Annotated in this window: 28 protein-coding genes; all 28 read right to left on the minus strand. The window is 34.3% G+C overall.

The genetic code is table 11. The features are described 5' to 3' along the window. Nucleotides 1–22: 22 nt before the first annotated feature. The 28 genes from fni to NTHER_RS08405 all read right to left on the minus strand — a co-directional run bounded on the left by fni (nt 23) and on the right by NTHER_RS08405 (nt 24,045). Nucleotides 23–1,075, minus strand: a complete 1,053-nt coding sequence (fni, locus tag NTHER_RS08270; protein WP_012448079.1) for a type 2 isopentenyl-diphosphate Delta-isomerase — start codon at nt 1,073–1,075, stop codon at nt 23–25. Then, complete coding sequence (locus NTHER_RS08275; protein WP_012448080.1) at nt 1,059–3,176, minus strand: bifunctional 4-hydroxy-3-methylbut-2-enyl diphosphate reductase/30S ribosomal protein S1; 2,118 nt, start codon at nt 3,174–3,176, stop codon at nt 1,059–1,061. The genes fni and NTHER_RS08275 overlap by 17 nt, the downstream gene beginning before the upstream one ends. Nucleotides 3,177–3,234: 58 nt before the next feature. After that, nucleotides 3,235–3,822, minus strand: coding sequence for a lysophospholipid acyltransferase family protein (locus NTHER_RS08280; RefSeq protein WP_012448081.1), 588 nt, complete (start codon nt 3,820–3,822; stop codon nt 3,235–3,237). After that, complete coding sequence (gene cmk / locus NTHER_RS08285) at nt 3,812–4,507, minus strand: (d)CMP kinase (protein WP_012448082.1); 696 nt, start codon at nt 4,505–4,507, stop codon at nt 3,812–3,814. Before cmk ends, NTHER_RS08280 begins: the two co-directional genes overlap by 11 nt. Before the next feature lie 204 nt (nt 4,508–4,711). Next, nucleotides 4,712–5,086, minus strand: coding sequence for a chorismate mutase (gene aroH, locus NTHER_RS08290; RefSeq protein ID WP_012448083.1), 375 nt, complete (start codon nt 5,084–5,086; stop codon nt 4,712–4,714). 34 nt (nt 5,087–5,120) lie between these two features. Then, the gene (locus tag NTHER_RS08295) at nt 5,121–5,573 is read right to left on the minus strand and encodes a hypothetical protein (RefSeq protein ID WP_012448084.1); all 453 of its coding nucleotides are present in this window, start codon (nt 5,571–5,573) and stop codon (nt 5,121–5,123) included. A 102-nt stretch (nt 5,574–5,675) separates the two neighbouring features. Further along, complete coding sequence (locus tag NTHER_RS08300) at nt 5,676–6,392, minus strand: pseudouridine synthase (RefSeq protein ID WP_012448085.1); 717 nt, start codon at nt 6,390–6,392, stop codon at nt 5,676–5,678. Between the two features lie 51 nt (nt 6,393–6,443). Further along, the gene (locus NTHER_RS08305; RefSeq protein ID WP_012448086.1) at nt 6,444–7,805 is read right to left on the minus strand and encodes a hypothetical protein; all 1,362 of its coding nucleotides are present in this window, start codon (nt 7,803–7,805) and stop codon (nt 6,444–6,446) included. 170 nt (nt 7,806–7,975) lie between these two features. After that, a complete protein-coding gene (locus NTHER_RS08310; RefSeq protein ID WP_012448087.1) occupies nt 7,976–8,446 on the minus strand; it encodes a RidA family protein in 471 nt (156 codons plus the stop codon). A gap of 70 nt (nt 8,447–8,516) precedes the next feature. Further along, complete coding sequence (locus NTHER_RS08315) at nt 8,517–9,050, minus strand: spore maturation protein (protein ID WP_012448088.1); 534 nt, start codon at nt 9,048–9,050, stop codon at nt 8,517–8,519. A 15-nt stretch (nt 9,051–9,065) separates the two neighbouring features. Further along, nucleotides 9,066–9,641 carry a nucleoside recognition domain-containing protein gene (locus NTHER_RS08320; RefSeq protein WP_012448089.1) on the minus strand — a complete coding sequence of 192 codons (576 nt, stop codon included), beginning with the start codon at nt 9,639–9,641 and terminating at the stop codon, nt 9,066–9,068. 15 nt (nt 9,642–9,656) lie between these two features. Beyond that, the gene (locus tag NTHER_RS08325) at nt 9,657–10,820 is read right to left on the minus strand and encodes a D-alanyl-D-alanine carboxypeptidase family protein (RefSeq protein WP_012448090.1); all 1,164 of its coding nucleotides are present in this window, start codon (nt 10,818–10,820) and stop codon (nt 9,657–9,659) included. Nucleotides 10,821–10,897: 77 nt separating this feature from the next. Beyond that, nucleotides 10,898–11,362 (minus strand): GerW family sporulation protein, encoded by a 465-nt coding sequence (gene ytfJ / locus NTHER_RS08330; protein WP_012448091.1) that lies wholly within the window; start codon nt 11,360–11,362, stop codon nt 10,898–10,900. Beyond that, nucleotides 11,326–11,982 carry a DUF2953 domain-containing protein gene (locus NTHER_RS08335; protein ID WP_012448092.1) on the minus strand — a complete coding sequence of 219 codons (657 nt, stop codon included), beginning with the start codon at nt 11,980–11,982 and terminating at the stop codon, nt 11,326–11,328. The genes ytfJ and NTHER_RS08335 overlap by 37 nt, the downstream gene beginning before the upstream one ends. Nucleotides 11,983–12,088: 106 nt before the next feature. Next, nucleotides 12,089–12,640 (minus strand): SMC-Scp complex subunit ScpB, encoded by a 552-nt coding sequence (gene scpB / locus NTHER_RS08340; RefSeq protein WP_012448093.1) that lies wholly within the window; start codon nt 12,638–12,640, stop codon nt 12,089–12,091. A 26-nt stretch (nt 12,641–12,666) separates the two neighbouring features. Next, nucleotides 12,667–13,389 (minus strand): segregation and condensation protein A, encoded by a 723-nt coding sequence (locus tag NTHER_RS08345; protein ID WP_012448094.1) that lies wholly within the window; start codon nt 13,387–13,389, stop codon nt 12,667–12,669. A gap of 15 nt (nt 13,390–13,404) precedes the next feature. Beyond that, nucleotides 13,405–14,067, minus strand: a complete 663-nt coding sequence (locus NTHER_RS08350; RefSeq protein ID WP_012448095.1) for a site-2 protease family protein — start codon at nt 14,065–14,067, stop codon at nt 13,405–13,407. Further along, nucleotides 14,060–16,732, minus strand: a complete 2,673-nt coding sequence (locus NTHER_RS08355; protein WP_012448096.1) for a CBS domain-containing protein — start codon at nt 16,730–16,732, stop codon at nt 14,060–14,062. The genes NTHER_RS08350 and NTHER_RS08355 overlap by 8 nt, the downstream gene beginning before the upstream one ends. Nucleotides 16,733–16,823: 91 nt before the next feature. Next, nucleotides 16,824–17,933, minus strand: coding sequence for an acyl-CoA dehydratase activase-related protein (locus NTHER_RS08360; RefSeq protein ID WP_012448097.1), 1,110 nt, complete (start codon nt 17,931–17,933; stop codon nt 16,824–16,826). Further along, on the minus strand, nt 17,930–18,904 hold the full coding sequence (locus NTHER_RS08365; RefSeq protein WP_012448098.1) for an acyl-CoA dehydratase activase-related protein: 975 nt from the start codon (nt 18,902–18,904) through the stop codon (nt 17,930–17,932). Before NTHER_RS08365 ends, NTHER_RS08360 begins: the two co-directional genes overlap by 4 nt. 51 nt (nt 18,905–18,955) lie before the next feature. Continuing rightward, nucleotides 18,956–19,309, minus strand: a complete 354-nt coding sequence (gene spoVAE, locus NTHER_RS08370) for a stage V sporulation protein AE (protein WP_012448099.1) — start codon at nt 19,307–19,309, stop codon at nt 18,956–18,958. Further along, nucleotides 19,302–20,345, minus strand: a complete 1,044-nt coding sequence (gene spoVAD, locus NTHER_RS08375; protein ID WP_012448100.1) for a stage V sporulation protein AD — start codon at nt 20,343–20,345, stop codon at nt 19,302–19,304. Before spoVAD ends, spoVAE begins: the two co-directional genes overlap by 8 nt. Before the next feature lie 19 nt (nt 20,346–20,364). Beyond that, nucleotides 20,365–20,808 (minus strand): stage V sporulation protein AC, encoded by a 444-nt coding sequence (gene spoVAC / locus NTHER_RS08380; RefSeq protein WP_041367623.1) that lies wholly within the window; start codon nt 20,806–20,808, stop codon nt 20,365–20,367. A gap of 97 nt (nt 20,809–20,905) precedes the next feature. Next, nucleotides 20,906–21,109, minus strand: coding sequence for a dodecin family protein (locus NTHER_RS08385; protein WP_012448102.1), 204 nt, complete (start codon nt 21,107–21,109; stop codon nt 20,906–20,908). 66 nt (nt 21,110–21,175) lie between these two features. Then, on the minus strand, nt 21,176–21,937 hold the full coding sequence (locus NTHER_RS08390) for a sigma-70 family RNA polymerase sigma factor (protein WP_012448103.1): 762 nt from the start codon (nt 21,935–21,937) through the stop codon (nt 21,176–21,178). Between the two features lie 5 nt (nt 21,938–21,942). Continuing rightward, nucleotides 21,943–22,383 carry an anti-sigma F factor gene (gene spoIIAB / locus NTHER_RS08395; protein ID WP_012448104.1) on the minus strand — a complete coding sequence of 147 codons (441 nt, stop codon included), beginning with the start codon at nt 22,381–22,383 and terminating at the stop codon, nt 21,943–21,945. Between the two features lie 18 nt (nt 22,384–22,401). Further along, nucleotides 22,402–22,737 carry an anti-sigma F factor antagonist gene (gene spoIIAA, locus NTHER_RS08400; protein WP_012448105.1) on the minus strand — a complete coding sequence of 112 codons (336 nt, stop codon included), beginning with the start codon at nt 22,735–22,737 and terminating at the stop codon, nt 22,402–22,404. 120 nt (nt 22,738–22,857) lie between these two features. Then, nucleotides 22,858–24,045 (minus strand): D-alanyl-D-alanine carboxypeptidase family protein, encoded by a 1,188-nt coding sequence (locus NTHER_RS08405; RefSeq protein WP_012448106.1) that lies wholly within the window; start codon nt 24,043–24,045, stop codon nt 22,858–22,860. Nucleotides 24,046–24,162 lie beyond the last annotated feature (117 nt).

The following is a 24,162-nucleotide window of genomic DNA, read 5'->3' on the forward strand; positions in this document are numbered from 1 at the left end:
GCTAGTTAGCGCGTTTTTCTACCTATCTGCGTGCGTATTTTTTGACGTCTATACCTCTAAGATCAGCATGTTCCCTTAGTTTTCCAGTGATTAGTAAGGGAGTCTGGCATAATTGAGATATACTGGTGGCACCACACATTAACATCATTGACCTCAACTCAGTTAGCAGTTGCTCTAGTTGAGAAATCAGTTCATCTTGGCCATAATGCCACAAAATGTGTAAGGGATAGCCAGCTAAAGCAACACACCTGGCACCTAAGGCTAAAGCTTTAGTTATTTCTATTGACCTGGAGAAGCCTCCTGAAGCAATAATATCCAAATTATGATAACTACTTTCTACAGCTTCTAAAAGTGAACTTCCAGTGTCAATCCCCCAATCTTTAGCTGATGGCAGGTTAGGTTGTTCTAACCGACTATTTTCTAAATTTATGAAATTGGTACCACCACAACCTGAAATATCTACAGCTTTTACGCCAATATCCATCAGTTTCGATATTTCTTCTTTTTTAACTCCAAAGCCCACTTCTTTTACAATAACTGGAATATCTACATAGTCAATTATCTTAGCTATGTTATTTGCATAACCTTGAAATGATCGATCCCCTTCACCCATGGCCAACTCCTGTGGAATATTTAAATGTATTTGCAAGCCATCAGCTTTTATCATTTCACATATCTGTTGAGCCATTTGGGGAGTAGCATAAGCCCCAATATTGGCAAATATGACTCCACGGGGATTTTCCCTTCGAACTACTTCAAATGTATCTTGATAATTTTGGTCTTCAAGGGCTATCTTCTGGCTACCAACAGCCATGGGTATATTAACTTCCCTTGCTACACTAGCAATTTTCTTATTTAATTGATAAGCTTCTTGGGTCCCTCCAGTAATGGCGTTAATCATAATTGGATTATTAAAATTGAGACCACAAAGAGATGTAGATAAATTAATTTCATCGTAATTACATTCAGGTAAACAATTATGAAGTAACTTTATGTCTTCTAGAATATTTTGAGTATCATATTGGTTAATTGCTAGATGTAAATGATCTGATTTCCTATCACTTCGATTTATCATCCTTATCATCTTCCTTTATTTCCTCTAGTACATCACCAAACATATCTCCTAATTTCACACCTTCTTCTTCCTCTTGACTATCCTGATATTTTGCAAACTCTTCTTGTTCTTGTTCTTTTTTGCTTTTTCCCTGAGCTTCTTTGATACTTAAACTAACCTTTTTCTGCTGATCATCTATACTTAATATTTTGACGGTAACTTGATCACCCTCATTAACTACATCTTGGGTTTTAGCAACATGATCATCGGATAATTGAGAAATATGACAAAGTCCTTCAACACCTGGTGTGATTTCAATAAATGCACCAAAATTAACAGTTCTAACAACCTTGCCTTGAACGATATCTCCAGATTTATACTGTTTCATAAAAGTTTCAAAGGGATCAGGCTGTGCTTCTTTAATACTTAATGATATACGTTCATTTTCAGGATCTAAGCTTAATACTTTTACCTTAACATTTTCCCCAGTTTCTAATTCACTTTCAGGATGGTCAATTCTACTATGTGAAATTTGAGAAATATGACATAAACCATCAATTCCACCGATATCGATGAAGGCTCCAAAATCGGTTAACCTTTTAACGGTTCCGTCGACGATATCACCTTCTGTAATAGTTTCCATGGTTTTATTTTTCTTTTCTTCCTGTTCCTGTTCTAAAATATTTTTCTGGCTTAGTACTATCTTATTTCTAGAACGATCCAATTCTATGGGTTTCAGTCTCAATTCTTCTCCCACATACTTGCTTAAATCGGGTACATAATGTATGTCTACGTGGGAGGCTGGTATAAACCCTTGTAATTGACCTAAATCAACGACCAAACCACCTTTGACTTCCTCTGTCACTTGTGCTTTGATTTCTTCATCATTTTCCATAAGCTGTTCCAATTGCTCCCATTGTTTATCTTTGTCAGCCCATTTTTTAGAAAGTATTAATTGTCCTTCTTCGTCATCAACTTTCACCACTTTAACATCAATTTCGTCTCCCTCAGAAAGTAAATCCTCTAGAGATTCTCCTTCCTTTATTGGCATTTCGTTAACTGGTACTGAGCCTTCAAATTTATAACCTACATCAATCATTGCTTCATCTTCTGTTACTTTAACTACCTTTCCTTTAACGACTTGTCCCCTGTCAAGTTTGTCAGCCGAATCTTCTGTTGCTTTCATTAATTCATCTTGGCTTTCTTGAGTTGACTCATCTGAATTAGTATTAAGGTTTTCATTTTGCTCTTCAAATTCTCTCATTTTACCAACTACCTCCTTTATAGTCCAATCAGGTGTCGAGGCCCCTGCCGTCACACCTATCTTTTTACAGCCCAAAAACCAATCTGTTTTTAGTTCCTTAGCTGTCTCAATATGATAAGTAGGTACACCTTCCTTGACAGCTAACTCTTTTAGTTTTTTGGTATTTGAGCTGTTATATCCTCCAACGACAATCATGACATCCACTTGCCCTGCTAACTCTTTAGTGGCAGTTTGTCGTTTTTGAGTGGCATCACATATAGTGTTATGAACTATTGTATTTGGGTTTCTATCAAGTATTTTTTCCACAATTTCATTAAATTTTTCTTCTCTTAATGTAGTTTGAGCAACTACAGCAGTTTTATTAGATATTTCTATATCATTAACTTGTTCAGGTTTTTCAATCACAATGGCATTATTATCAGTCCATTCTTTAATTCCTTTCACTTCCGGATGATTAGGATCACCTACTATGAAAATTTGATACCCATCTTGATATAATTTACTTGCTTTCTGTTGTACCTTCCTAACAAAAGGACAAGTAGCGTCAATCACATCCGTATTACTTAAATTATTCAGCATCTTAAAAGTTTCCGGTCCAACTCCATGACTTCTAATAACGACATAATTATTAGTTTCTTCACTTAAACATTTCTTCGATTGGAGCTGGGTTAAATTTTCGATAATACCTATTCCTTTTTCTGTTAAGTTTTGTATAACCTCTTTATTATGTACAATGGGGCCAAGGGTAAAAACTTGAATGTCCCGTGATGTATCAGTTTGTACAGCTTGGATTGTCTTATCTAAGGCTCTATTAACACCGCTACAGAAACCAGCACCTTTTGCAACCAATATTTCCAATAATCCCCACCTCAACTTCTAGATAATTGTCTTAATCTAAATTATTTTTGTCAATTATCTAATTTAATTCACTGTTAATTGTGTCCATTATATACTGACTAAAACCTAGCAGTGGATCCTCCGATTTTGCAAAATCTAGTTCATCATAATTGACAGGTTGATGAACAACTACACGAGTTTTTCGAAACAATCTATAAGGACCTATTATAGTAACTGGTACTACGTGAGCTTTACTTCTAGCCGCTAGAAATCCTACACCTTTTAAAGGTTTTTTGTCTTCACTATGTCTTGTTCCCTCGGGGAAAATACCAAAAACACAATTTTTTGATAACTGTTTCAAAGATAATTTTATAGCATTCCTATCAACTTGTCCTCTTTTTACAGGTAAAGCGCCTAATAAGTAAATTATCCTTCCAATCACAGGGATGTTAAATAATTCTTCTTTAGCCATAAAAGTTACATGAGGTTCAGATATACATCCTAGTAAAATCGGATCGAGAAGTGATATATGATTAGAGCAAATAATAGCCGGACCATTGTGAGGTAGATTTTGTTTACCTTCAAGTTTAATTGGATAAACAACTTTAAATAATAGTCTAAATAAAAAGCGAAGTACTATATACAATGAAGTTCTTTTATTTTCCATAGTCATTCACCCTGTTTTCAATGTGACTAATCATTTGCTGTAAAACTTTTTCAGTTGACATATTAGTAGTATCAATTAAAATTGCATCTTCCGCCTTTTTAAGAGGGCTTAATTCTCTATTTTCATCAATATTATCCCTTTTTTCTAGATCGGCCTGCACACTGTGCCAATTTTGATAGTGACCTTGGTCTTTTAACTCTATCCAGCGCCTATTAGCTCGTTCGTGTAAACTTGCAGTTAAGTAAAATTTGAAATCTGCATCTGGTAAAACATAAGTCCCAATATCTCGTCCGTCTACTACAGAACCTTTTTTACCAATTTCTCGTTGTTTTTCGATTAAAAACTCTCTAACTTCGTAATTACTAGCAACATAAGAAACGGCCTCAGAAACTTCAGGCCGGCGCAATTCCTTAGTAATATCCTTACCATTAATATAAATTAGATTTTGACCATTTTGTGTAGTTTTAATATCCATTTGGATAGGTGAAAGAACATTTTTAACTGCTTCCTGTTCTTTTGGGTCAATACCACTGCTTAGAACAATCCAAGCAATGGCCCTGTACATAGCTCCCGTATCCAAGTATTTAAGTCCCAGTCGACTTGCTAACATCTTTGCTATAGTACTTTTACCCGCTCCTGCAGGACCATCTATTGCAATTACTAGATCTCCTTTATTAACTCTCATTATATCAGACCTCTCACTTTCTCTATAATTGCTTAATTGATTTTAATAATTAGATAAAAATATATCTTTGAATTTATATGTAGATAGACACTATCTATCAGTTTATTCGACAAAAATTTTCTTTATCCTCCTAGCAAAATTAAAAATCAAATAACTGACACGTCCTTAATTATAATAAGATAAAAAAATAAATTAAATTTTGATTTATTCGTTGATTAAATCGGGTCTTAATTTACGAGCATCTTTTAAGTATACTGCTTGGGGAGAGTGGTCTTCCGGTGCATAATATTGAATTAATACCCTAATACACTTGGGAAGACTATCGTCAACATCTATTTCCTGTGCACACATCAAAGGTGTGTTTGTCCAACCTAATTTTCTTGCAGCTTTTGCAGGAAAACAAGCCGTTAAGTCTTTAGTGGCTGTAAACATAACACTTACAATGTCTTGTTCTCGTGACAAATCATTTTTATCTATTAATTCTTGTAATAAAGTTTTGGTTTGGGAAAGAATCTCTTGTTCTGTGTTTCTTTCAGTAGTTGTAGCACCTCGTACAGCAAATAATCTTTTTCCACTCAAAAAGCATCCCCTCCTATATTTTCTATATTATCATTCAAGAATCAGTATTTTTTTTAACAAAAGAAAGTCTGTAATTTAATTCTTCATTAATTCTGCTAAAAAAACGTTCAATTCCTGGCTTATTAAAATCAATGGACTCAGGGTGATACAATTCAATCTTTCTATACTCTTCTCTCATGATAAATGGTACGATTTCTTCTGGTGAATCGGCATTAACAATCAATTCAACAGGTGCGTAGGCAACTTCCTCCCCTAGTTCTTCATCAAATACTGAATAAGTTTCTTTTTGTTCAATATGTTCTATTTCAACCCCTTGCAATGGTACATTTTGCCAGTTTTCTACTTGGTTTTGTCTCTTTTCTTCAGCTACTTCAAAAGTGTCTCGACCTCCAAATATAAATCGACCAGGTTTTCTGAATCCAGGGAAATCAAATCTTACCCGACAGCGAATCCTTTCCATAGTATCATTACCTATTTTTAATTTCAATGACATCCCCCTTTCCATACTAGTATAATTATTTTCATTATTACCAATAGAAAGACCATTAATACTAGCAGCTTGAGCGTATAGGATAGTTATATCTTTATATTAATTATCAGTCAAACCAGCTAATTTTTTTATGTTATCTATTTCATCTTTTGTTAATTTTCTATAATTACCCTCAGATAAGTCTTTTAAAGTTAAAGTTCCTAAGCTGTCCCTTTTTAAATCCTTAACTTCTATTCCTAAACTAGCTAACATGCGTCTAATCTGTCTCTTTCTTCCTTCTGATAATATAATTTTTAATATATTATTTTTAGTATCTAGTATTTCCACATGATCTGCTTTACATAGTCCTTCTTCTAAATAAATCCCATTAACTAGATTATCAAGTTTATCCTGTAAAGGAAGTTTGTCTACTTTAACCATATAAGTTTTGGGGATATTGTATTTAGGATGCATTAATCTATTTGCTAATTCTCCATCATTGGTAAGTAAAACTAATCCTCTTGAATCGTAATCTAACCTACCTACTGGGTAAACTCTTTCTTTCACCTGAATTAAATCCATGACAGTTTTTCTCCCTTGAGGGTCATCTTTACTGGTTATATAATCTTTGGGCTTGTTCAACATGATATAAACATTAGATTCCTCTTGAGTTATTGGTTCGCCATCAACTTTAACCGTATCCGTATCAGGGTTTATTTTAGTTCCTAAACGTGTAATAACTTGTCCATTAACTGTAACTCTTCCCTGCTGGATGAGTTCTTCTGACTTGCGTCTAGATGCTATTCCAGCCCTTGACATGAATTTTTGTAAGCGCATTAGTTTACCTCCCTTTTTAGTTGCTCTATTTCTATTATTAGCCAATATAATTTAATTAATTATACAAGCAAATAAAGTGCTAAAAATTAATCCTATCATAACAGGAATGAAATTTTTTCTAGCTAATTCCACAGGATCTACTCCCACTACTCCTGCCGTAGTAACTAAGCCAAAGGCCCAAGAAATCAATGTACCCCCACCTGTCCAAATAGCGCCCATCTGACCTATAGCCGCTAGAGATTCCAAATCTACATCCACAATTCTTTCCATAGATTGAGCAAAATTCGCAGTTAAAGCGATTCCAGAAAATCCTGAACCATCTAAACCTGAAATAATTCCCAAAAACATATTACCAAAATACAGTGTAATAGATGTTAAAGGAATTATCTCTGAAAAATATTCAGCTATATCATACAATAGAATTGGTGCGTTTTCATCAATTATTTGTTGGCTTTGATCTGATCCTATAAAGAAAAAACCCGTTATAGGAATTACTTTACCGAAAATTTTCATGGCAAATATAAATCCTTGATTTAAATAATCGGCTATTTGATCCCAAAAAGTACTTGATCCAGTCATAATGGTTATAGCAATAGTTACGATTAATGCAAAACCACCCAAAAGGGCAGTCGCTTCTTGACCCTTAATATTTTGGGTAATCATAATGTACAAAACACTCAGCAAAGCTATTAATACAAAGGCGGATATCAAAACTCTTTTCCAAGTTAAGTTTTGAGTAGAGTGCTCTGTATTCAATTTAGTATTTGATTTAAATTTTCCAGTTATAAAATCTTGTCTATACATAATGAAAGCTACTAATGAAGCTAAAATTCCTGCTATGGTGGAATAAAGTACTGCTTCAGAGACTATTGAACCCGGAGCTAACCCAATAGCCCGTTCACTAAAACCTGGAGCACCCTGGATAATTGGGTCACTACTTAAAGCTATTCCATGGCCTGAAATATTGATAGCTACAGCTGCTCCCATAAGAGATAAACCGGTTTTTATAGCAGCTGGTACCAATATAGCGCCAATTAAAGCTGTAGCCGGAGTGGGCCAAAAAAATATCGAAGCCAAATACATAGAAATTATCAAAACGAGGTAAGAAGTACCAGGAGATATCATCATATATTGAAAAGGACGCACAATTAATTCATCTATTCCTAGAGACCTGATAGCAGAAATCATGGCAGTCATCATAGCAATTAATAAAATCAAATCAAGTAATTTTGAACTAGCCGTTAAAAAAGCCCAAAAAATTGTTTGAATACCTTGAAGGACTGAAAGGTCGTGATAAACAAACCCCATGATAAAAGTTCCTATTATACATATGAGTGTTACATTTTTACGAAAACACATAGCTAAAATAACTAAAGCTATTATCCCTAAATACATCAAGTGAAAGCCCGACATCTCTAGAACTCCTTATTTAAATGATGCTTATCCCCTTATACTCCCTACTAAAAAATATGTGAGATGCGGGTAAAGGATTCTTGAAAGTCTAAATTTAGCCATAAATAATAAGGCCACCAAAGCCTTAAAAATAAGCTTTGATGGCCTTTGTATTAATTGTGAGTCATTCTTTATTCTTCGATTTCTACTATCATATCAACTTCAACTGGGCTATTTAACGGCAATTCACTAACACCCACGGCAGCTCTTGAATGTTCCCCTACTTCGCCAAAAACTTCACCTAAAAAGTCACTTGAGCCGTTTATTACCTGAGGCTGTTTATTAAATCCAGATTCGCTACTTACATATCCGGTGACCTTAACTATTTTCTTGATTTTTGATAAATCTCCGATTTCACCTTTTACTACACTTAAACAATTAATGGTGCAAAGTTTAGCAGCTTCATAAGCATCCTCTAAACTAACCTCTCCTCCAACTTTTCCTTCATACTGCAAGTTACCTTGTACTAAAGGTATTTGTCCGGACACAAACACCATATTTCCTGATTTGACTGATGGTACGTATGAAGCTACAGGCTTTGGTGGTTCTGGTAGTTCAATCCCCAGTTCTTGTAACTTTTTTTCTGGATTTGGTTTATTCAATATGTAGACCTCCTTTATTATTTTTTGCATAGTTAATTTTATCAATTTGGTTGGATTTTCTCAAATATATTTAAGTAAAAACTGCAAGGCAAATAAACACTGAAACTATAAAACCTACAAAATCCCCCACTAGGCCTACTCCCATGGCATGTCTAGTTTTTTTAATTCCAACGGCTCCGAAATATACAGTTAATACAAAAAGAGTTGTATCAGTACTTCCTTGCATTGTGGAAGCGATTCGTCCTACTAGAGAATCTGGTCCATGACTGTGAATTAATTCTGTAGTCATTGCGAAAGTACTAGATCCAGAAATCGGTCTCATTAATGCCAAGGGGACAACTTCTGTAGGAATATTAAATGTATCCATAACAGGCTCTATGATTTCTAAGATAAAATCCATACCACCACTGGCTCTAAAAATACCGAGAGCACTTAACATAGCCACTAAAGAAGGGATTAATTTAACTGATGTCTCAAAACCTTCTTTAGCACCTTCTATAAAAACATCGAAGACATTTATCTTCTTAAAATAACCATACAGAAGGGTGATGGTTATCATTGCAGGAACTGCCCATTTTGAAATAAAGTTAACAACTTCAAACACGGATTAGCCTCCTATTCAGCTAAACTTTTGGGCAATTTTATCCGTAACAATAGCTGCTAAGGATGAACAAAAAGTAGCTATTACAGTAGTACCAACAATCTCAGCTGGTTCTTTTGAATCCGCTGCACTTCGGATCCCAATTACTGCTGTTGGAATTAAGGTTAAACTTGATGTATTTACAGCCAAAAATGTACACATTGCATTAGTAGCTTCTTCTTTTTTCTCATTTAACTCTTGTAATTGTTCCATAGCTTTGATTCCAAAGGGGGTTGCTGCATTCCCCATACCCAGTAAATTTGCGCTCATATTCATTAAAATTAAGTTCATGGCAGGATGATCTCTTGGTACACTAGGAAATAATAATCTCGCTAAAGGGGTTAGGGCTTTATTGATTAAATTTATCAAGCCTGATCTTTCAATTATTTTCATAATTCCTAACCAAAAAGTCATAATACTAATAAGTCCGATGGCCAAGCTCACTGCTTGATCTGCAGAATCAAAAAGAGCTTGAGTAACTTCTTCTACATTGTCATTAATAAAAGCAAAAATAAAACCACCTATTATAAAGGTGAGCCATATAATATTTATCAAATCTACTCACCCCATTTATGGCAGAAATCTTCTGTAAAAGGGTTCATCAACTTCTTTTGAAGTTAAAAGTTCAGTTTCAGCTAAAGTGCATTTGCCAGATAATATTTGCAACGTACCTATCTCTTCTCCTTTCTCCAAAGGAGCTTGTAATTTTTTGGGAATTTTTATATGATAGTTTAAATCTCGATACTCCTGTGATTCTAAAGGTAAAACAATTTCACTACCAGCTACCACAGGAACAGTTGAATATTTCCCTTTTTCCACCGGAACTTCCCGCACTAATTGTCCTTTTTGAATTACCTGTTTCTCATTAAATTGATATATTCCGTACTCAAGTAAGTTTTCTGCATCTTGATACATTTTTGGAGCCTTTAAAACTGTTCCCACTACCTGCCTTTCATCTTTTGTTCCTGAAAAAATGAGACATCTTCCAGCAGCTTCTGTCCATCCAGTTTTAACACCGTCGGCTTCACTCAACTCATCCAACAGTTTATTATCATTGTTTAAGTATCTCCAGTCAGCATCTCCTTTTTCCCAAGGAATAAGTTTTTCCTTGGTACTTACAATTTCAGCAAACTTACTTTTCTTTAGAGCTTCTTTAGCAATAATAGTCATATCATAAGCCGTGGAATAATGATTGTCGGAAGGTAAACCATGAGGATTTTGAAAGTTTGTATTTTTCGCTCCCAGGGATTCAGCTCTGTCCGTCATATTTCGTGCGAAACTTTCTATATCACCATCAATGTGTTCCGCAATGGCATGTGCCGCATCATTGCCCGATTCTAGCATTAATCCATACAACATAGCTTCTAGAGTTAACTGTTCATCTTCCTGTAAGTAAATTGAAGACCCTTCCACCTCTGAAGCAGCTTCACTGGCTGTCACTACTTCGTTTAAATTACCACGTTCTAAAGATAATAAAGCTGTCATTACCTTTGTAGTACTCGCCATAGGTAATTGTTTATGACTATTTTGTTCGTATAGAACTCTACCAGTTTTGACATCAACTAAACATGCGCTAGTGGCTGTAATTTCTTCTTCTAGTTCTTCTATTTCTTTTAGCTCATATAAATCTTCTTCGGGTAGAGCATTAGTCAAATTGGAATTAGCCAATACCAGTAATCCAATAATTAAACCAGCTATTAATTTAACTAGTACTGGTTCATGCTTCACAGGCATGAACTCAACTCCTTATTTTTTAAGCTATATTTCTGATTTTAAATATATTAACTATTATAAAAAAATATGCCCTCGAGTCATTGAACTCGAGGGTCATTAGGAGAATCCGGATTGGTATTTGTACCTTCCTGTGAATTTTGGTCTTCATCACTCTGAGAGGTCATTGATTTTATAGAATCAAATAAATTCGGTGCCACATCTATAAGTCTATCCCATAGAGGATAGTCATCTACAGTAAGAAGTCTTACCTGATCATCTCCTACTACTAAGAAAGCCACGGGTTGAACAGAAACTCCTGCTCCACTGCCACCTCCAAATGGTAATGAATCGCTATTATCTTGTGGTTTTTGTTCATTCTGTGTTTCAAACTCGCTTCCTCCTGCAGCAAATCCAAAACTAACTCTTGATATTGGAATAATCACTTTTCCATCAGGTGTTTCTACTGCATCTCCTACAATTGTATTAACTTCAACCATACCTTTAATACTTTCCATAGCCGTTTTCATCAAGCTTTGTATGGGGTGCTCTTGGTGATCTTCCATTGATAAATCCTCCTTTTGATTTCGTATACAAGATTACTGATTCCAATCATTACAAAATGAATTCCCCTCATGCTAAAAACAAACTCTGTCTCCATTTCAAAACAGCTAAAATCGTAGTTGGGATTCAACTGATAAAATTTGTCATAATCACGGCTTTTATGCATTTTTTTTAACAGGAATTCTAAATTGCCTAAAAAAATCCAAGCCAAACCTCCTACAATTCCAGTTTGAAATGCATTTTGTAGACCAAAATTAACTTTCACACTTAGCTTGTGTAATCTAGCGTATTTTAAAAATATATTAGAAAATATCTTTGCTTTAGCAATTTTGTGCGTAAATTGATTCATTTGTTGCATTGGTGAGGGCTGTTGAAACTTTAGCTTTGTGCCTGATTCTATTCTTTGTTTTTCACTTGAGAGTTTAACTTCTGTTGAAACTTGTTTTCCTTTTTTTCGAAAGTAAGGTATCCTGAAATTAAAGCCAAGGGAATTTCGAAATAAACCAATCCGTGCGTATAAATCCTCTCTCGTTGAGTTTTTGACAAAAACTATACTCACGAAAATTGGGCAGATTAAACAAGTCAAGTACAGTGCCGGGATAATTAACAATAAATATTTCATTTAATTCTCACCTACAAAGACAGGGATTATCTTCCTATTTATTATAATAACCAAATTATAGGAAAATATAAAAAACTCTTCCAAATCATATTATGATTGGAAGAGTTTAATTGTTTTCGGTATATTGATTGTCAAATAAAGTTTGTGAAAAATCTTCCGGTCTAGGAAGTTCTTCAATAGAGTTCAATCCGAAATGTAATAAAAATTTATCAGTAGTTCCAAAAAGTATAGGTTTACCTGGGACATCCTTTCTTCCTACAGATCTAATCAGTTCTCTTTCCATTAACGAGTATAAGACCCGATCAACTCTTACTCCTCTAATTTCTTCGATCTCAACTCTAGTTATTGGTTGTCGATAAGCAATTATTGCTAAGGTTTCTAGTGCAGCCTGACTCAATCCCCTTTGAGATTCGTTACCCATCATTTTTTTAATATACGGGTTTAATTCCGGTTTTGTTGTTAATTGATACCCACCAGCCACCTGTGTAATTTGCAGTCCAGATTTTGATTCATTTAGATCTGATTGTAAATCTTTAATTACTTCTCTGATCATAGCTTGATCTTTCTCAATAATTCTAGCAAGTTCTTGTAGTGAAACTGCTTCACCTTTTGCAAATAATATTCCTTGAATAATCCCTTTAAGTTCTTCGCCTTTCAATACACTCTCCCTCCACCAAAATAAATTTAAGACAATTCGATCCACAATGGACTTTTTATTCCCTGTTGTGAAACTGAAAGTTTACCTTCTTTTACAAGATCTAATAAAGCTATGAAAGTTGCGATAATTTCTAAACGAGTTGGGAATTGTTCAAACAATTCTTGAAAATGCATAGTCTGCTTTTCTCTATTTTTCAATAGTTTCATTAACACATCCTTCTGTTCTGATATCGATACTTCATTAGTGTCTATAGTCTCAACCTTATTATCTAAAGCCTGTTTTTTTAGTACATTCTGAAATGCTTTTAGTAAATCATGCATACCGACATTCCCAATGGGAATTTCCTCTTGTTCCTGAAAAGGAATTTTAGGTTGTTCTCTCCAGTATACCTGAAATCTTTCTTGTTCTTTTTCTTTAAGATGATAAGCTATTTCTTTGAAATAGCGATATTCCATAATCTTAGTCAACAGCTCTTCCTTGGGGTCTGTTTCTTCTTCATCTTCAGTTTCTTTATTAGTCTGTTTAGGAAGAAGCTCTCTTGATTTCAATTCCATTAATCTAGCAGCCATAACCAGAAATTCACTGGCAATTTCCAAGTTGAATCTTTCCCATTCTTCTAAATAAGATAAGTATTGGTCAGTTATCTCTGATATGGATATATCATATATGTCTACTTCCGCTTTTTTAACCAGGTGATATAAAAGATCCAAAGGACCTTCAAAATTAGGTAAAGAAACCTGGTATTTCAAAGTCACCACCACCTGTTATATCAACTGAAAAGGTAAATACAAGATAGATAATATAATTATGGTTAGAGGCCACAAAATTGCTCTAATGGCCCCGGAAACAATTAGTAGTATTAAGATTATAAAACCATACTGGTCTAAATAATTAAAGTACTCTTCAAATCTTCTTGGTACTATTGCTCGCAAGATTCTCGACCCATCCAATGGAGGAACCGGGAGCAAATTAAAAATCGCCAAAAAAATATTAAACAAGACAATATAATATAAGACAGGATGATTGTAATTCGGATTCAAAGCAACACCGGGACCAATACCACCAAGTCCCTGTGTAAATCTCAAATAAAAGTCAGATACGCCCAAAAATATAAAAGCCATAATAAGATTGCTAACAGGTCCTGCCAGTGAAACAAGTAACATCCCATGTCGCATATCAACATCTCTTCTAAAATTTACTGGATTTACAGGAACAGGTTTAGCCCATCCAAACCCAGCAATGGCAACCATTAGAAAACCTATGGGATCCAAGTGATCTAATGGATTTAAAGTTAACCGCCCTTGGGCTTTAGCGGTCTCATCACCTAAATAATAGGCTATTCTACCATGAGAGTATTCATGAACAGTTAAAGCAATTAAAAGTGCCGGAATTATATGCAAAATGTCTCCTATAAATATATTATCCATGCATATCTTCTCCTTTCTGTTCAAAAAAATCTAGCACATATTCTAATTCTTCTTCAGGAGTTGTAACCAGTCCGTCTAATCTTGCTTTTCTAACTTCTTCTAAAGCCGTTTTATAAACAGGACCTGGCTTTATCCCTAGAGTTTTAAGATCTTCCCCAGTAATACTAACTCCAGCTCCAATTAACTCCTCTAGATAGTAATATATTTTGTTCTTTATTTTTTGATTCTCCTTATCAGCTAACACAAATAGAATAGTTTCCAGAGGAATCTCTTCTAAATTTTGTACTAGTTCACTATTTTTCTCGGTATACTCTAATTTACTAGAAAGGGATTCCGTTTCTTTAACTGTTGTTATAATTACATCCCTTATTTTTTGTGGCACTTTTAAACGTTCTAAAATCGAGCTAATTATCGGTAACGGTTGATCCTGCAACAAGCATGAAAATACCATAGCTTCTTTACTGACAAACTTTTCTTGTTTTTGTTTATTTTCTCGTTCATACCAGTTCAAAATATCATAAATGTTTTGCAATTTTACTAACTTATCTTGAGATACATTTAAATTTGGAAATATTTTTGTAAATATCCCCAGTTCATCCATACGGCGAAAAGTGTTTACGGCTTCATCTTCGTCAACTATATTTCGCAGTTCTTCATACAATCTCTCACCAGGTAGTTTATCAAGTACACCTGTTTCCAAGCTATTTTTTATGAAAATTAGAGTTTGCTCTTCAATATTGAAATTGAATCGTGATTCAAACCTAATAGCACGAAAAATTCTTGTAGGATCTTCTACAAAACTTAGATTATATAATACCCTGATAACTCCTTTTTTTAGATCTTTTGTTCCACCAAAGAAATCCAATAATTTCCCAAAGGAATTACAATTTAACTCTACAGCTAATGTATTTATGGTAAAATCTCGCCTGTATAGATCTTGTTTTATGGTACTTTCTTCAACTTCCGGTGATGCTGCAGGAAAAGCATAATATTCTATTCTAGCTGTGGCAAAATCTATTCTCGTGCCTGAACGCAAGGTTAAACGAGCAGTTTGAAATTGAGAAAATGTTTTTAAATCTCCATTCAAGTGTTTACTGACTAATTTTGCAAAACTAATGGCATCTTGTTCTATGACTAAATCTATATCCAAATTATCTTTACCTAAAAGTAAATCTCTTATAAATCCGCCAACACCATAAACTTTAAAACCTTCTTTATCTGCCTTTTGGCCAATTAAATATAAAACTCCAAGAATTTTGCTAGGTAACCGACGTGCCATTAATTCAGTAATATCTTCAGAAAATTCATCAAGTTCTTTTAAGTATAAATTAGTTCGCTCTTGTTCCTCAGTTAATTGACCGTGCTGTATTTTTAATAAATTCGTTCTAGTAACTATTCCTATCAAATTGGCATTTGAATCAATAACTGGCAAACGTCCGATATCATTAGATACCATTAAGTGTTGAATTTCCTTAATAGAAGTGTCCGGTGAAATAGAAATAACTTTTTGAGACATATACCCCTTGACCGGAGAATGACCAAATCCATGATGTTTAGCTTTTTCTATATCTCTTCTAGAAATAACTCCAACAATTTTACCAGCTTCATCATCAATATCATTCTGTTTATCTTGTACTACTGGTAAACCACTATGACCGTATTTATGTAATAAATGATCAGCTTCTTGTATTGTAGTAGATGACGAAATTGTTTTAACTGGAGCTGACATGATAGCTTTAGCAGTTAATAGAACAGGTAAATGCAATTTTAAGGATTCAATAAGTTCAGTTTCGATATGTTGTAGATCACCATGTTTTATAGTAGCAGAGGCAGCTTGATCATGTCCTTTTCCACTAAAAGGAGACAAGATCCTGCTGACATTAATTTCTTCTCTTCGACTTCTACCAATAACGAATACTTTCTTGTCCATTTTTACTATAATAAAAAATAAGTCTACATCTTCAATTTCCATTAACTTATGTACTAAAGCTGCCGCTCCACTGAAATATTCTTCCCGTTCTGTTATAGAAAGTCCAATTTCATAATCATTAATATTTAAATACTTGGTATTAGATATAAGTTCATCTAATAGACCTCTTTGAGCTTGTGTTAAAATGATGGTTACATAGTCCCTGATAATATCCACATCTGCTCCCCACTCTAGGAGTTGGGCAACGGCTCTCACATCCCTAGCAGTAACATGAGAAAATGTCAGGTTCCCTGTATCTTCATAAATCCCCATGGCTATTACAGTTGCTTCCAAGGGAGATAATTCAATTTCTTTGTTCATTAATTCTTCAACAAGAATTGTACTTGTTGCCCCTACTTCATGATTAATCTCTATTGTAGGGTTTTGAGAAAGATTTTTGTATTCATGATGGTCGTAGATGATTAGCTGTTCCACTTGCGGTAAAATAGATGATAATTTTCCAATGCGTTTTTCATCACTAGTATCTACCATGGTCAAGGTATTTACTTTATGTAAATCAAAATTGATTCTTTCAACAAATGAAAAAGTATCTTTGTATAGTGAGTAAAAAGCTCTGACATTTTGATTTAATTTTGGTGGTAGTACCATTTTAGTGTCAGGATTCAATTTATTATAAGCTAACATTGCGGCTAATCCATCGAAATCTAAATTTTGATGTGATGTCACTACTTTCATGTCCGGATCAGCCCCCCCTTTTATTTACTCGTTACATTATATCACAGTTATACAGGGAACAAAAGAAAAGCAACCCCTTTAAACAGTAGCTCTAAAGGGGTTGCTCGACTTTTGATTTTTGATTTGTGTTGTTTTGGTTTATCAGTAAATCGCAAAATGCTTCCAATCTTGTATTTAATCCTGCAAAACCTTTATGTTCATCTAAAATTACTGTTAACACAGGAATATCATAGTCATGGGAAACCTTATTCATAATTCCTTGAGCTATGATTTCAGGTGTACATGTAAACGGAAATAAGTGAACTATTCCACTGCAACCTTCTTTAGCTTTTAAAACAGCTTCACCAATGGATTCCTGACCATGGCCACCAACAAATCTTTTTATATATGGTCTAGCCTCCTTAATAACTGAATTACTCCTGTTTAAACCAAAAGGACCTAATATAATATTATCTCTAATCCAATCGCTGAGATAAATTCCTCTTTCTACTTCTACACCATATTGCCCTAAAACCTTTTCAATTTCCATATTGGCTGTATTTTCAATGATCATAAAAATTTCCCCTACTAAAGCAACTTTTACTGGATTATTGTCCTTATTAACTAGCTTTAATAATTCTGTTCTAGTTGTTTGATACCCCTCATTTAACGCTGATACATTTTGAAAATCTACAATTTTTTCTTTAAATTGATTTTCAAGGTAATCCACATCTTTATGCATATTGGTTCTCGGTCTAACATAGTTTAACAATTTATTAAGATCATCTAAAATTTTTATTTTATGGAAGGTTGTTCGTAAAGCATGTATAATAGTTTTCCAGTCATTATTATTACGTAGTTTGCCTAAATCTTTAATTGTTTTGTTAAAATTTCCGGCAGCAGGTGGGTCTACCACTATTATATCAAAATTGTAGTTCAGGCTTTCTAGAATTTGCTTTTCAACTACTGCGTAATATCCGAATCTACAAGGACCTACACCACCTAACATGGCAATAGTATCGGCACCTTGCTCAAAAGCTTCAATAAAGTTTCCTACATTAATTTTCAAAGGGAAACAAGCAAATTCTGGAGAATACTTTGAACCTAATTCTATTGTTTTTTGAGTAATGGGTGGTGGAGGTATAACTTCAAAGCCTAAACTCTTAAATAATGACATCATAGGTAAAAATAAGCTGCCCATATGGGGAAAAGTTATTTTCATATAGCTTGTTTCCTCCTTCTCAGCATATCGATAAAAGCTTCTAAACGTGTAATAACTCCTGATTTTCCCGTGTGTTCATCTAAAGTGAGTATCAATAAGGGAATGTTATGTTTTGCGCATTCTCGTTCACATATCTCGATAATAAGTGAATCTGGACCACAACCAAAGGCAACCGGGATAATAATTCCATCTACTTCTCTAGTTTCAACCTGTCTTAAGACAGCCCCCAATATTTCTTCACCAAAAGTCCAAAAAGTTGGTTTGTAAAGTAATGACAGACCATTTTTCAGTTCTTCTCTAGTATACATTTCACATGTAATAGCTTTAATATTACAGTCAGATAGATAATTTATTAGACCCATATTAATAAAATCATCATTGACATTATATGTATGGCCAAAAACTCCTATCCTCATCTCGGGAGCTCGCTCTAATATCTCCCTCCTATTTTTGTCAATACTTTGTGACAACAACTCAGAAGGTAATTGGCCCTCTTTTAACTTGTTTGTGTAAATGGATTGATTTTTTTTTGCTTTTTGGAATGCAGACCATAGCTGATATTTTGGACTTTGCAACAAATCACTTAGATACATTAACTGTTTTGCAAAATGCCAGTTCCCTTTTTTAAAATTGATCTCTATATCGATAATTGACTCTGGTGAGATTGTGTTTGAGGAAATTAAAATATCTGATAATGCAAAGAGTTTGGGACAATAAAAAGTGTTTTTGTCCACACTTACTACTCGCGGCATAAAAACTCGATCAACATTACCTACCAGGTCTAAAACGTGACCAAAATAAACCTTTACAGGCAAACATACATCGTCAACTGCAGTTTTAACGCCTTTATTTAAAATCTCTTTATTCGTTTTTTTAGATATATGTACTTTGTGACCTAAGCTCTCAAAAAAAGTCTTCCAAAATGGAAAATAATCATAGTACAGTAAAGCTCTTGGAATTCCTATATTCATCACTATTCCTCCTGTAATAACATCGCCTCTGCATTGCCTTAGCCTAAGTGCTTATCCTTTGGGATCAAAAATCAGGGCCATAAAAAAACCAAATATAATTGCTGCTGTGATGCCAGTACTAGTTAATTCAAACATTCCTGTTAGCACTCCGATAACACCAAATCTAGCAGCTTCGGCAATTGCACCCTGTACTAAAGAATTTCCAAAACTAGCTATCGGAATAAAGGCTCCAGCACCAGCAAATTCAATTAAAGGTTCATAAAGATTTAATCCTGAAGCAATTCCACCACCTACGACAAAGGTTACTAAAACATGAGCTGGAGTCATTCTAGTTAGATCTAACAATAACTGACCAACTATACAGAATAAACCTCCCACAAAAAAAGCTGTTAAATAACTACCCATTTGAATCACCAATCTTTTGTTGTTCTAAAGCAACTGCATGACAAATTGTGGGAATAGTTATATTTTGTTGAACAATTTGAGGGTTATGTAAAGCACCAGTAGCCATAACAAGAGCCCGATTTATTTTATTGTTCTGAAATAAATTGTAGATATAGCTGTAAGTAACTACTGCTGAACAAGCACATCCGCTAGCCCCAGCGTGTACATCTTGATTACTATCAAAAATCATAACACCACAATCATAATGGTTATCTTGAACATTTATTCCATCATTTTCACAAAGTTCTTTAAACATAGTAGTACCCTGTATTCCCAAATCTCCAGTCACGATCATGTCGTAGTCAGTTACGTTCTGTCCAGTATCAGATAAATGTTGTTTTAAAGTATCATAAGCAGCTGGAGCCATGGCTGATCCTAGGTCATAGGCATCTGAAACTCCCCAATCCATTACTTTACCTGGTGTAACATAGGAAACATAAGGTCCATTACCTTGATGAGAAATTATGGCAGCTCCGCCACCTGAAACTGTCCATTGAGCATAAGGTGGTCGCTGACCTCCATATTCAGTCGGAAATCTAAACTGTCTCTCTAAACCTTTATTATGGCTAGATGTGGCTGTTAAAACATTTGAAGCCATTCCTCCATCAACCATGATTGAGGATAGTAGTAAACCCTCGGCCATAGTAGAACAAGCACCAAATAACCCAAAATATGGTATTTGTAATTTTTTTGCTACTAAATTAGATGATACTGTCTGATTTAATAAGTCACCAGAGAAAAGATAATCTATTTGATTTAAGTCGAGTTTCGCATTTCCCAAAGCATGCTGGCAAGCTCTATACAAAAATTCACTTTCTGCTTGTTCCCAACTTGACATTCCAAGTAGCTCATCTTGAGTTATCTCATGAAAATTTATAGCTAAAGGACCATTCCCTTCCTTTGGTCCAACTACTGTTCCCGTACCTTTAATCGTCGGACTATATTGTAGATAACTAGTCTGTTGACCAATTTTTTTCCTGGCGGCATGTGAACTCATCTTACTGCTCCTTTCAATATTAAATTATTGCTGAAATCAGACCAATAATAAAAGCTGTCACCACTCCATAGACGATGACAGAACCGGCCAATATAAACATTTTCGAAGCGACTCCTAGAACATATCCTTCTCTTTTAAATTCTAAAGCAGACGATGTTATTGAATTAGCAAAACCAGTTACTGGTACAGCAGTACCTGCACCCGCAAATTTGGCTATTTTATCAAAAACTCCTAATCCAGTTGCTAAAGCTGCTAAAAATATAATTGTTGCCACAGCTGGGTCTACCGCATCTTCTTGACTATAACCGATATACATATAAAGATTATATATTGCCTGACCTAGAACACAAATTAATCCACCAACTACAAAAGCATTTAAAACATTCTTCAATAATGGAGGTTTGGGATGTTTTTCTTTTGCTAACTGACTATAATTTTGTTGAATGCGTTTATCCATAATCATCACCTCTACAATATATTCTTTCATGGTATCCATGAACTATACATAAAAAAGCACCCAACTAAATATTTGGGTGCGCTTACATTTCAGATAAGTTAAATTATTTTTTTATACCAAAAGCTACTTTTACATTAGCTTTATATTCTACCAATCTACCATTATCTACATCTGCTGTCATATTGTAAACTTCCACACCAGCGATATTGTCAATGGTTTTAGAAGCTTCATGAACAGCATTTTCAATAGCTTGTTCCCAACTTTCCGTTGATTCGCCAACTAATTCTACTACTTTTACGGTATCCAAATTGTTACCTCCTTTGCCATCTTTATTCATAGTTTTTCACATAAAGTTCTAGTTATACTATAATAATTAATTATCAATTAAATCACGCTGTAAGTTATTGAGAATACGGCGTTCCATTCTCGAAACCTGAACTTGTGACATCCCTAGTATTACTCCAGTCTCTTGTTGACTTTTTTCCAAAAAATATCTCAAAACAATTAATCTTCTCTTTTTTTGATCCAGTTTTTTCAGTAATTCTTGAATTGTTAATTCATTATGAATTTTAGCATCAAAAGAGTTATCGGGAATAGTATCAATCAGAGCTTTCTCGCTTTCGTGATTATGCTCATCAGATACTGGTTTATCTAAAGAAATCAATTCTTGATTAGCTTCTTCAGCAGTTGCCAGTTCTTCTTTTGATACTTCTAACTCGTCTGCTACTTCACTAATAGTTGGCTCTCTACGCAATTTAAGAGTTAACCATCTTTTGACTTCTTTAGAGCGATTAAATAATTCTTTAAGATTTCTACTTACTTTTATTGGATGGTCATCACGCAAAAAAGTTTTAATTTCACCAATAATCAAAGGAACTGCATAGGTCGAAAATCTCACTTCTTTACGATAATCAAATTTATCAATAGCCTTAATCAATCCCATTAAACCAAGTTGAGTTAAATCTTCTTCTTCGATGCCAGAACCTACAAATCTTTTCACAACTGATTTTACCAAATTAATGTTTTCCTCTATAATTATCTTTCTCGCTTCTCTATCTCCTTTTTGTTGCCATTTCTTGATTAATTCAATAGTATTATCAGTTGCTTTATGATATTTATGAGTATTTGCCCTCATAACAATTACTCCTTAATTGAAGAACTAAATTTTTTCTTCATTCTCACAGTTGTTCCCTGATTCAAATTAGAAGTGATCTCCACAGAATCCATAAAATTTTCCATTATAGTGAAGCCCATTCCCGAACGTTCTAATTCTGGCCTAGTGGTATATAAAGGTTCTTTGACTTTATTCAAGTTGCTAATGCCTACTCCATAATCTTGAATTTCTAAAAATAATTCATCGTCTTCAATTTTTGCAATAATCTTTATTTCACCAATTTCATCGGGATATCCATGAATAGTACTGTTTGTTACTGCCTCACTAACTGCAGTTTTAACATCATTAATCTCCTCAATGGTCGGGTCTATCCTGGAAACAAAAGCAGCCACAACAACCCGACAAAAGGATTCATTTTGAGAATTACTGGATACTTTTAATTCCATATAGTTATTAGTTGTAGTCATATTCTCTCCCCTCTCTCCTTATAATTTTTCATCAACCTCAGATAATGAGTCATAACATTTAACTAACTTTAATAAACCAGAAAATTTAGCGATTTTGGTCACCTGAGAATTCATGCCACTGACAATGACTTGTCCATTAAGTGATGAAACTTTTTTATAGCGTCCTAGAATCACTCCTACTCCGGAACTATCCATAAATTGTAATTGAGACATGTCCAAAATTAGCTCATCAAAAATTCCCTTATTGAGTTCATTATCAATTACATCCCTAAAGTATTCAGATGAATGATGGTCTAATTCACCGCTCATCTTTACAATTAACTTGTTTCCCCGTTTTTTTAATTCCATTTCCATATATTCCCCTCCCAAAGGTATAGTAATTAAATTACAACGTTTTCAGGTAAAGTTTTGTTCTACTCCTGTAAAGAAAACTCCTTCCATAAGAGGAAAAATTGCACAAAGTGCAATTTTTCCTCATTTTTCGCCAGTCCAAAAACTCATCCAATTTTTAATTAATCTAGAAAAGTGGTCTGTTATCCCTGCTTCCTTAACATCTTCACCTGCAATTAAAGCCACTTGGGATTCCTTATTCCCATATGAAATTTGATATTCACCAACTTTATCACCTTCAACTATGGGAGGGGAAAGATCATCAGGAATTTGATGTTCTTCTTCTATTTCAATTTCATCTGATTCCTCAGTCACCGCAACGAGTTCTTCCTTAACTAATAATGGAAGATACTCTTGATCACCTTTGTTAATTTTTACTCTGGCAACCAAATCCCCTTTTTCAAGGATTGTATTTGTTTGATAATTAGCAAAACCATAATCCAGCAGGTTCATAGCTTCTTCAAATCTTCCATCTGAATCCTCATGACTCATGATAATTGCTATATAACGTTCACCGTTTTGTTTTGCTGTCGCAGTAATGGAGTGTTTGGATTCTTCAGTAAATCCGGTCTTAAATCCATCACAGCCAGGGTATTGATTAACTAATCTGTTGGTATTACTCAAAAAAATTCCCTCTTCATCATCTTCAACCACTTTTTTGCCCTGTAAGAAATCTTCAATTAGCCAAATTTCAAGCCAATCGTGAATTTCTTCATATTTTCCCAGTTCAGACGCCATAATAAATATATCCTCGGCTGTGGTTACATGTTCGTCATGATGGAGGCCATGGGGATTTTCAAAATTAGTGTTTTTCATTCCTAGTTCTCTAGCTTTATCATTCATTTCATCTACGAAATTATCTACAGTACCAGAGATATGCTTAGCTATTGCAATTGAAGCATCGTTTGCCGAACCAACTGCTATGGCTGTTATTAGATCATCTACCGTTATTTTTTCACCTTGTTGCAAAAATATTGTGGTACCGGGAATGTCTTCGGCTTCTCTAGGAACAATAACTTCTTCTTCCAAAGCTATTTGCTCATTTTCTAAAGCTTCCATAGTCAGCAGCAATGTCATTATTTTAGTTATACTAGCTGGATATACTTGTTCCTGTTTATCTTGTTCTAAGAGAATCTCACCCGATTTCGGTTCACCTAAAAGATAGACAGGTGCCTCTAATTCGTCTTCCGGACTTGTTTTTGCAGTTGATCCTTGAAAAACTAAACTTATTGCTAAAAATAAAACTAAAACTAAACTAATTTTCCTGACCAACTTAGTTACCCCCTTGAAATGTCGTAAATGGTTGATCGGTTTGTGAATTTAACTTGTTACTAATTCTCTAATATTTGTTATCTATAGTGTGGAAAAAATACCGAAAAAAAATGCGCA

Source organism: Natranaerobius thermophilus JW/NM-WN-LF, from assembly GCF_000020005.1.
GTDB classification, from domain to species: domain Bacteria; phylum Bacillota; class Natranaerobiia; order Natranaerobiales; family Natranaerobiaceae; genus Natranaerobius; species Natranaerobius thermophilus.

What these genes read in the sequence shown, in the direction of transcription:
- NTHER_RS08305 (WP_012448086.1), bottom strand. Translation starts at nt 7,805, where the DNA reads ATGTCGGGCTTTCACTTGATGTATTTAGGGATAATAGCTTTAGTTATT.
- NTHER_RS08360 (WP_012448097.1), bottom strand. Translation starts at nt 17,933, where the DNA reads ATGAAAATAACTTTTCCCCATATGGGCAGCTTATTTTTACCTATGATG.
- spoVAE (WP_012448099.1), bottom strand. Translation starts at nt 19,309, where the DNA reads ATGGGTAGTTATTTAACAGCTTTTTTTGTGGGAGGTTTATTCTGTATA.
- NTHER_RS08335 (WP_012448092.1), bottom strand. Translation starts at nt 11,982, where the DNA reads ATGAAATATTTATTGTTAATTATCCCGGCACTGTACTTGACTTGTTTA.
- NTHER_RS08390 (WP_012448103.1), bottom strand. Translation starts at nt 21,937, where the DNA reads ATGAGGGCAAATACTCATAAATATCATAAAGCAACTGATAATACTATT.
- NTHER_RS08300 (WP_012448085.1), bottom strand. Translation starts at nt 6,392, where the DNA reads ATGCGCTTACAAAAATTCATGTCAAGGGCTGGAATAGCATCTAGACGC.
- NTHER_RS08350 (WP_012448095.1), bottom strand. Translation starts at nt 14,067, where the DNA reads ATGGATAATATATTTATAGGAGACATTTTGCATATAATTCCGGCACTT.
- spoIIAB (WP_012448104.1), bottom strand. Translation starts at nt 22,383, where the DNA reads ATGACTACAACTAATAACTATATGGAATTAAAAGTATCCAGTAATTCT.
- NTHER_RS08280 (WP_012448081.1), bottom strand. Translation starts at nt 3,822, where the DNA reads ATGGAAAATAAAAGAACTTCATTGTATATAGTACTTCGCTTTTTATTT.
- fni (WP_012448079.1), bottom strand. Translation starts at nt 1,075, where the DNA reads ATGATAAATCGAAGTGATAGGAAATCAGATCATTTACATCTAGCAATT.
- spoVAD (WP_012448100.1), bottom strand. Translation starts at nt 20,345, where the DNA reads ATGAGTTCACATGCCGCCAGGAAAAAAATTGGTCAACAGACTAGTTAT.
- spoVAC (WP_041367623.1), bottom strand. Translation starts at nt 20,808, where the DNA reads ATGATTATGGATAAACGCATTCAACAAAATTATAGTCAGTTAGCAAAA.
- ytfJ (WP_012448091.1), bottom strand. Translation starts at nt 11,362, where the DNA reads ATGGAAGATCACCAAGAGCACCCCATACAAAGCTTGATGAAAACGGCT.
- NTHER_RS08355 (WP_012448096.1), bottom strand. Translation starts at nt 16,732, where the DNA reads ATGAAAGTAGTGACATCACATCAAAATTTAGATTTCGATGGATTAGCC.
- spoIIAA (WP_012448105.1), bottom strand. Translation starts at nt 22,737, where the DNA reads ATGGAAATGGAATTAAAAAAACGGGGAAACAAGTTAATTGTAAAGATG.
- NTHER_RS08365 (WP_012448098.1), bottom strand. Translation starts at nt 18,904, where the DNA reads ATGAATATAGGAATTCCAAGAGCTTTACTGTACTATGATTATTTTCCA.
- NTHER_RS08325 (WP_012448090.1), bottom strand. Translation starts at nt 10,820, where the DNA reads ATGCCTGTGAAGCATGAACCAGTACTAGTTAAATTAATAGCTGGTTTA.
- cmk (WP_012448082.1), bottom strand. Translation starts at nt 4,507, where the DNA reads ATGAGAGTTAATAAAGGAGATCTAGTAATTGCAATAGATGGTCCTGCA.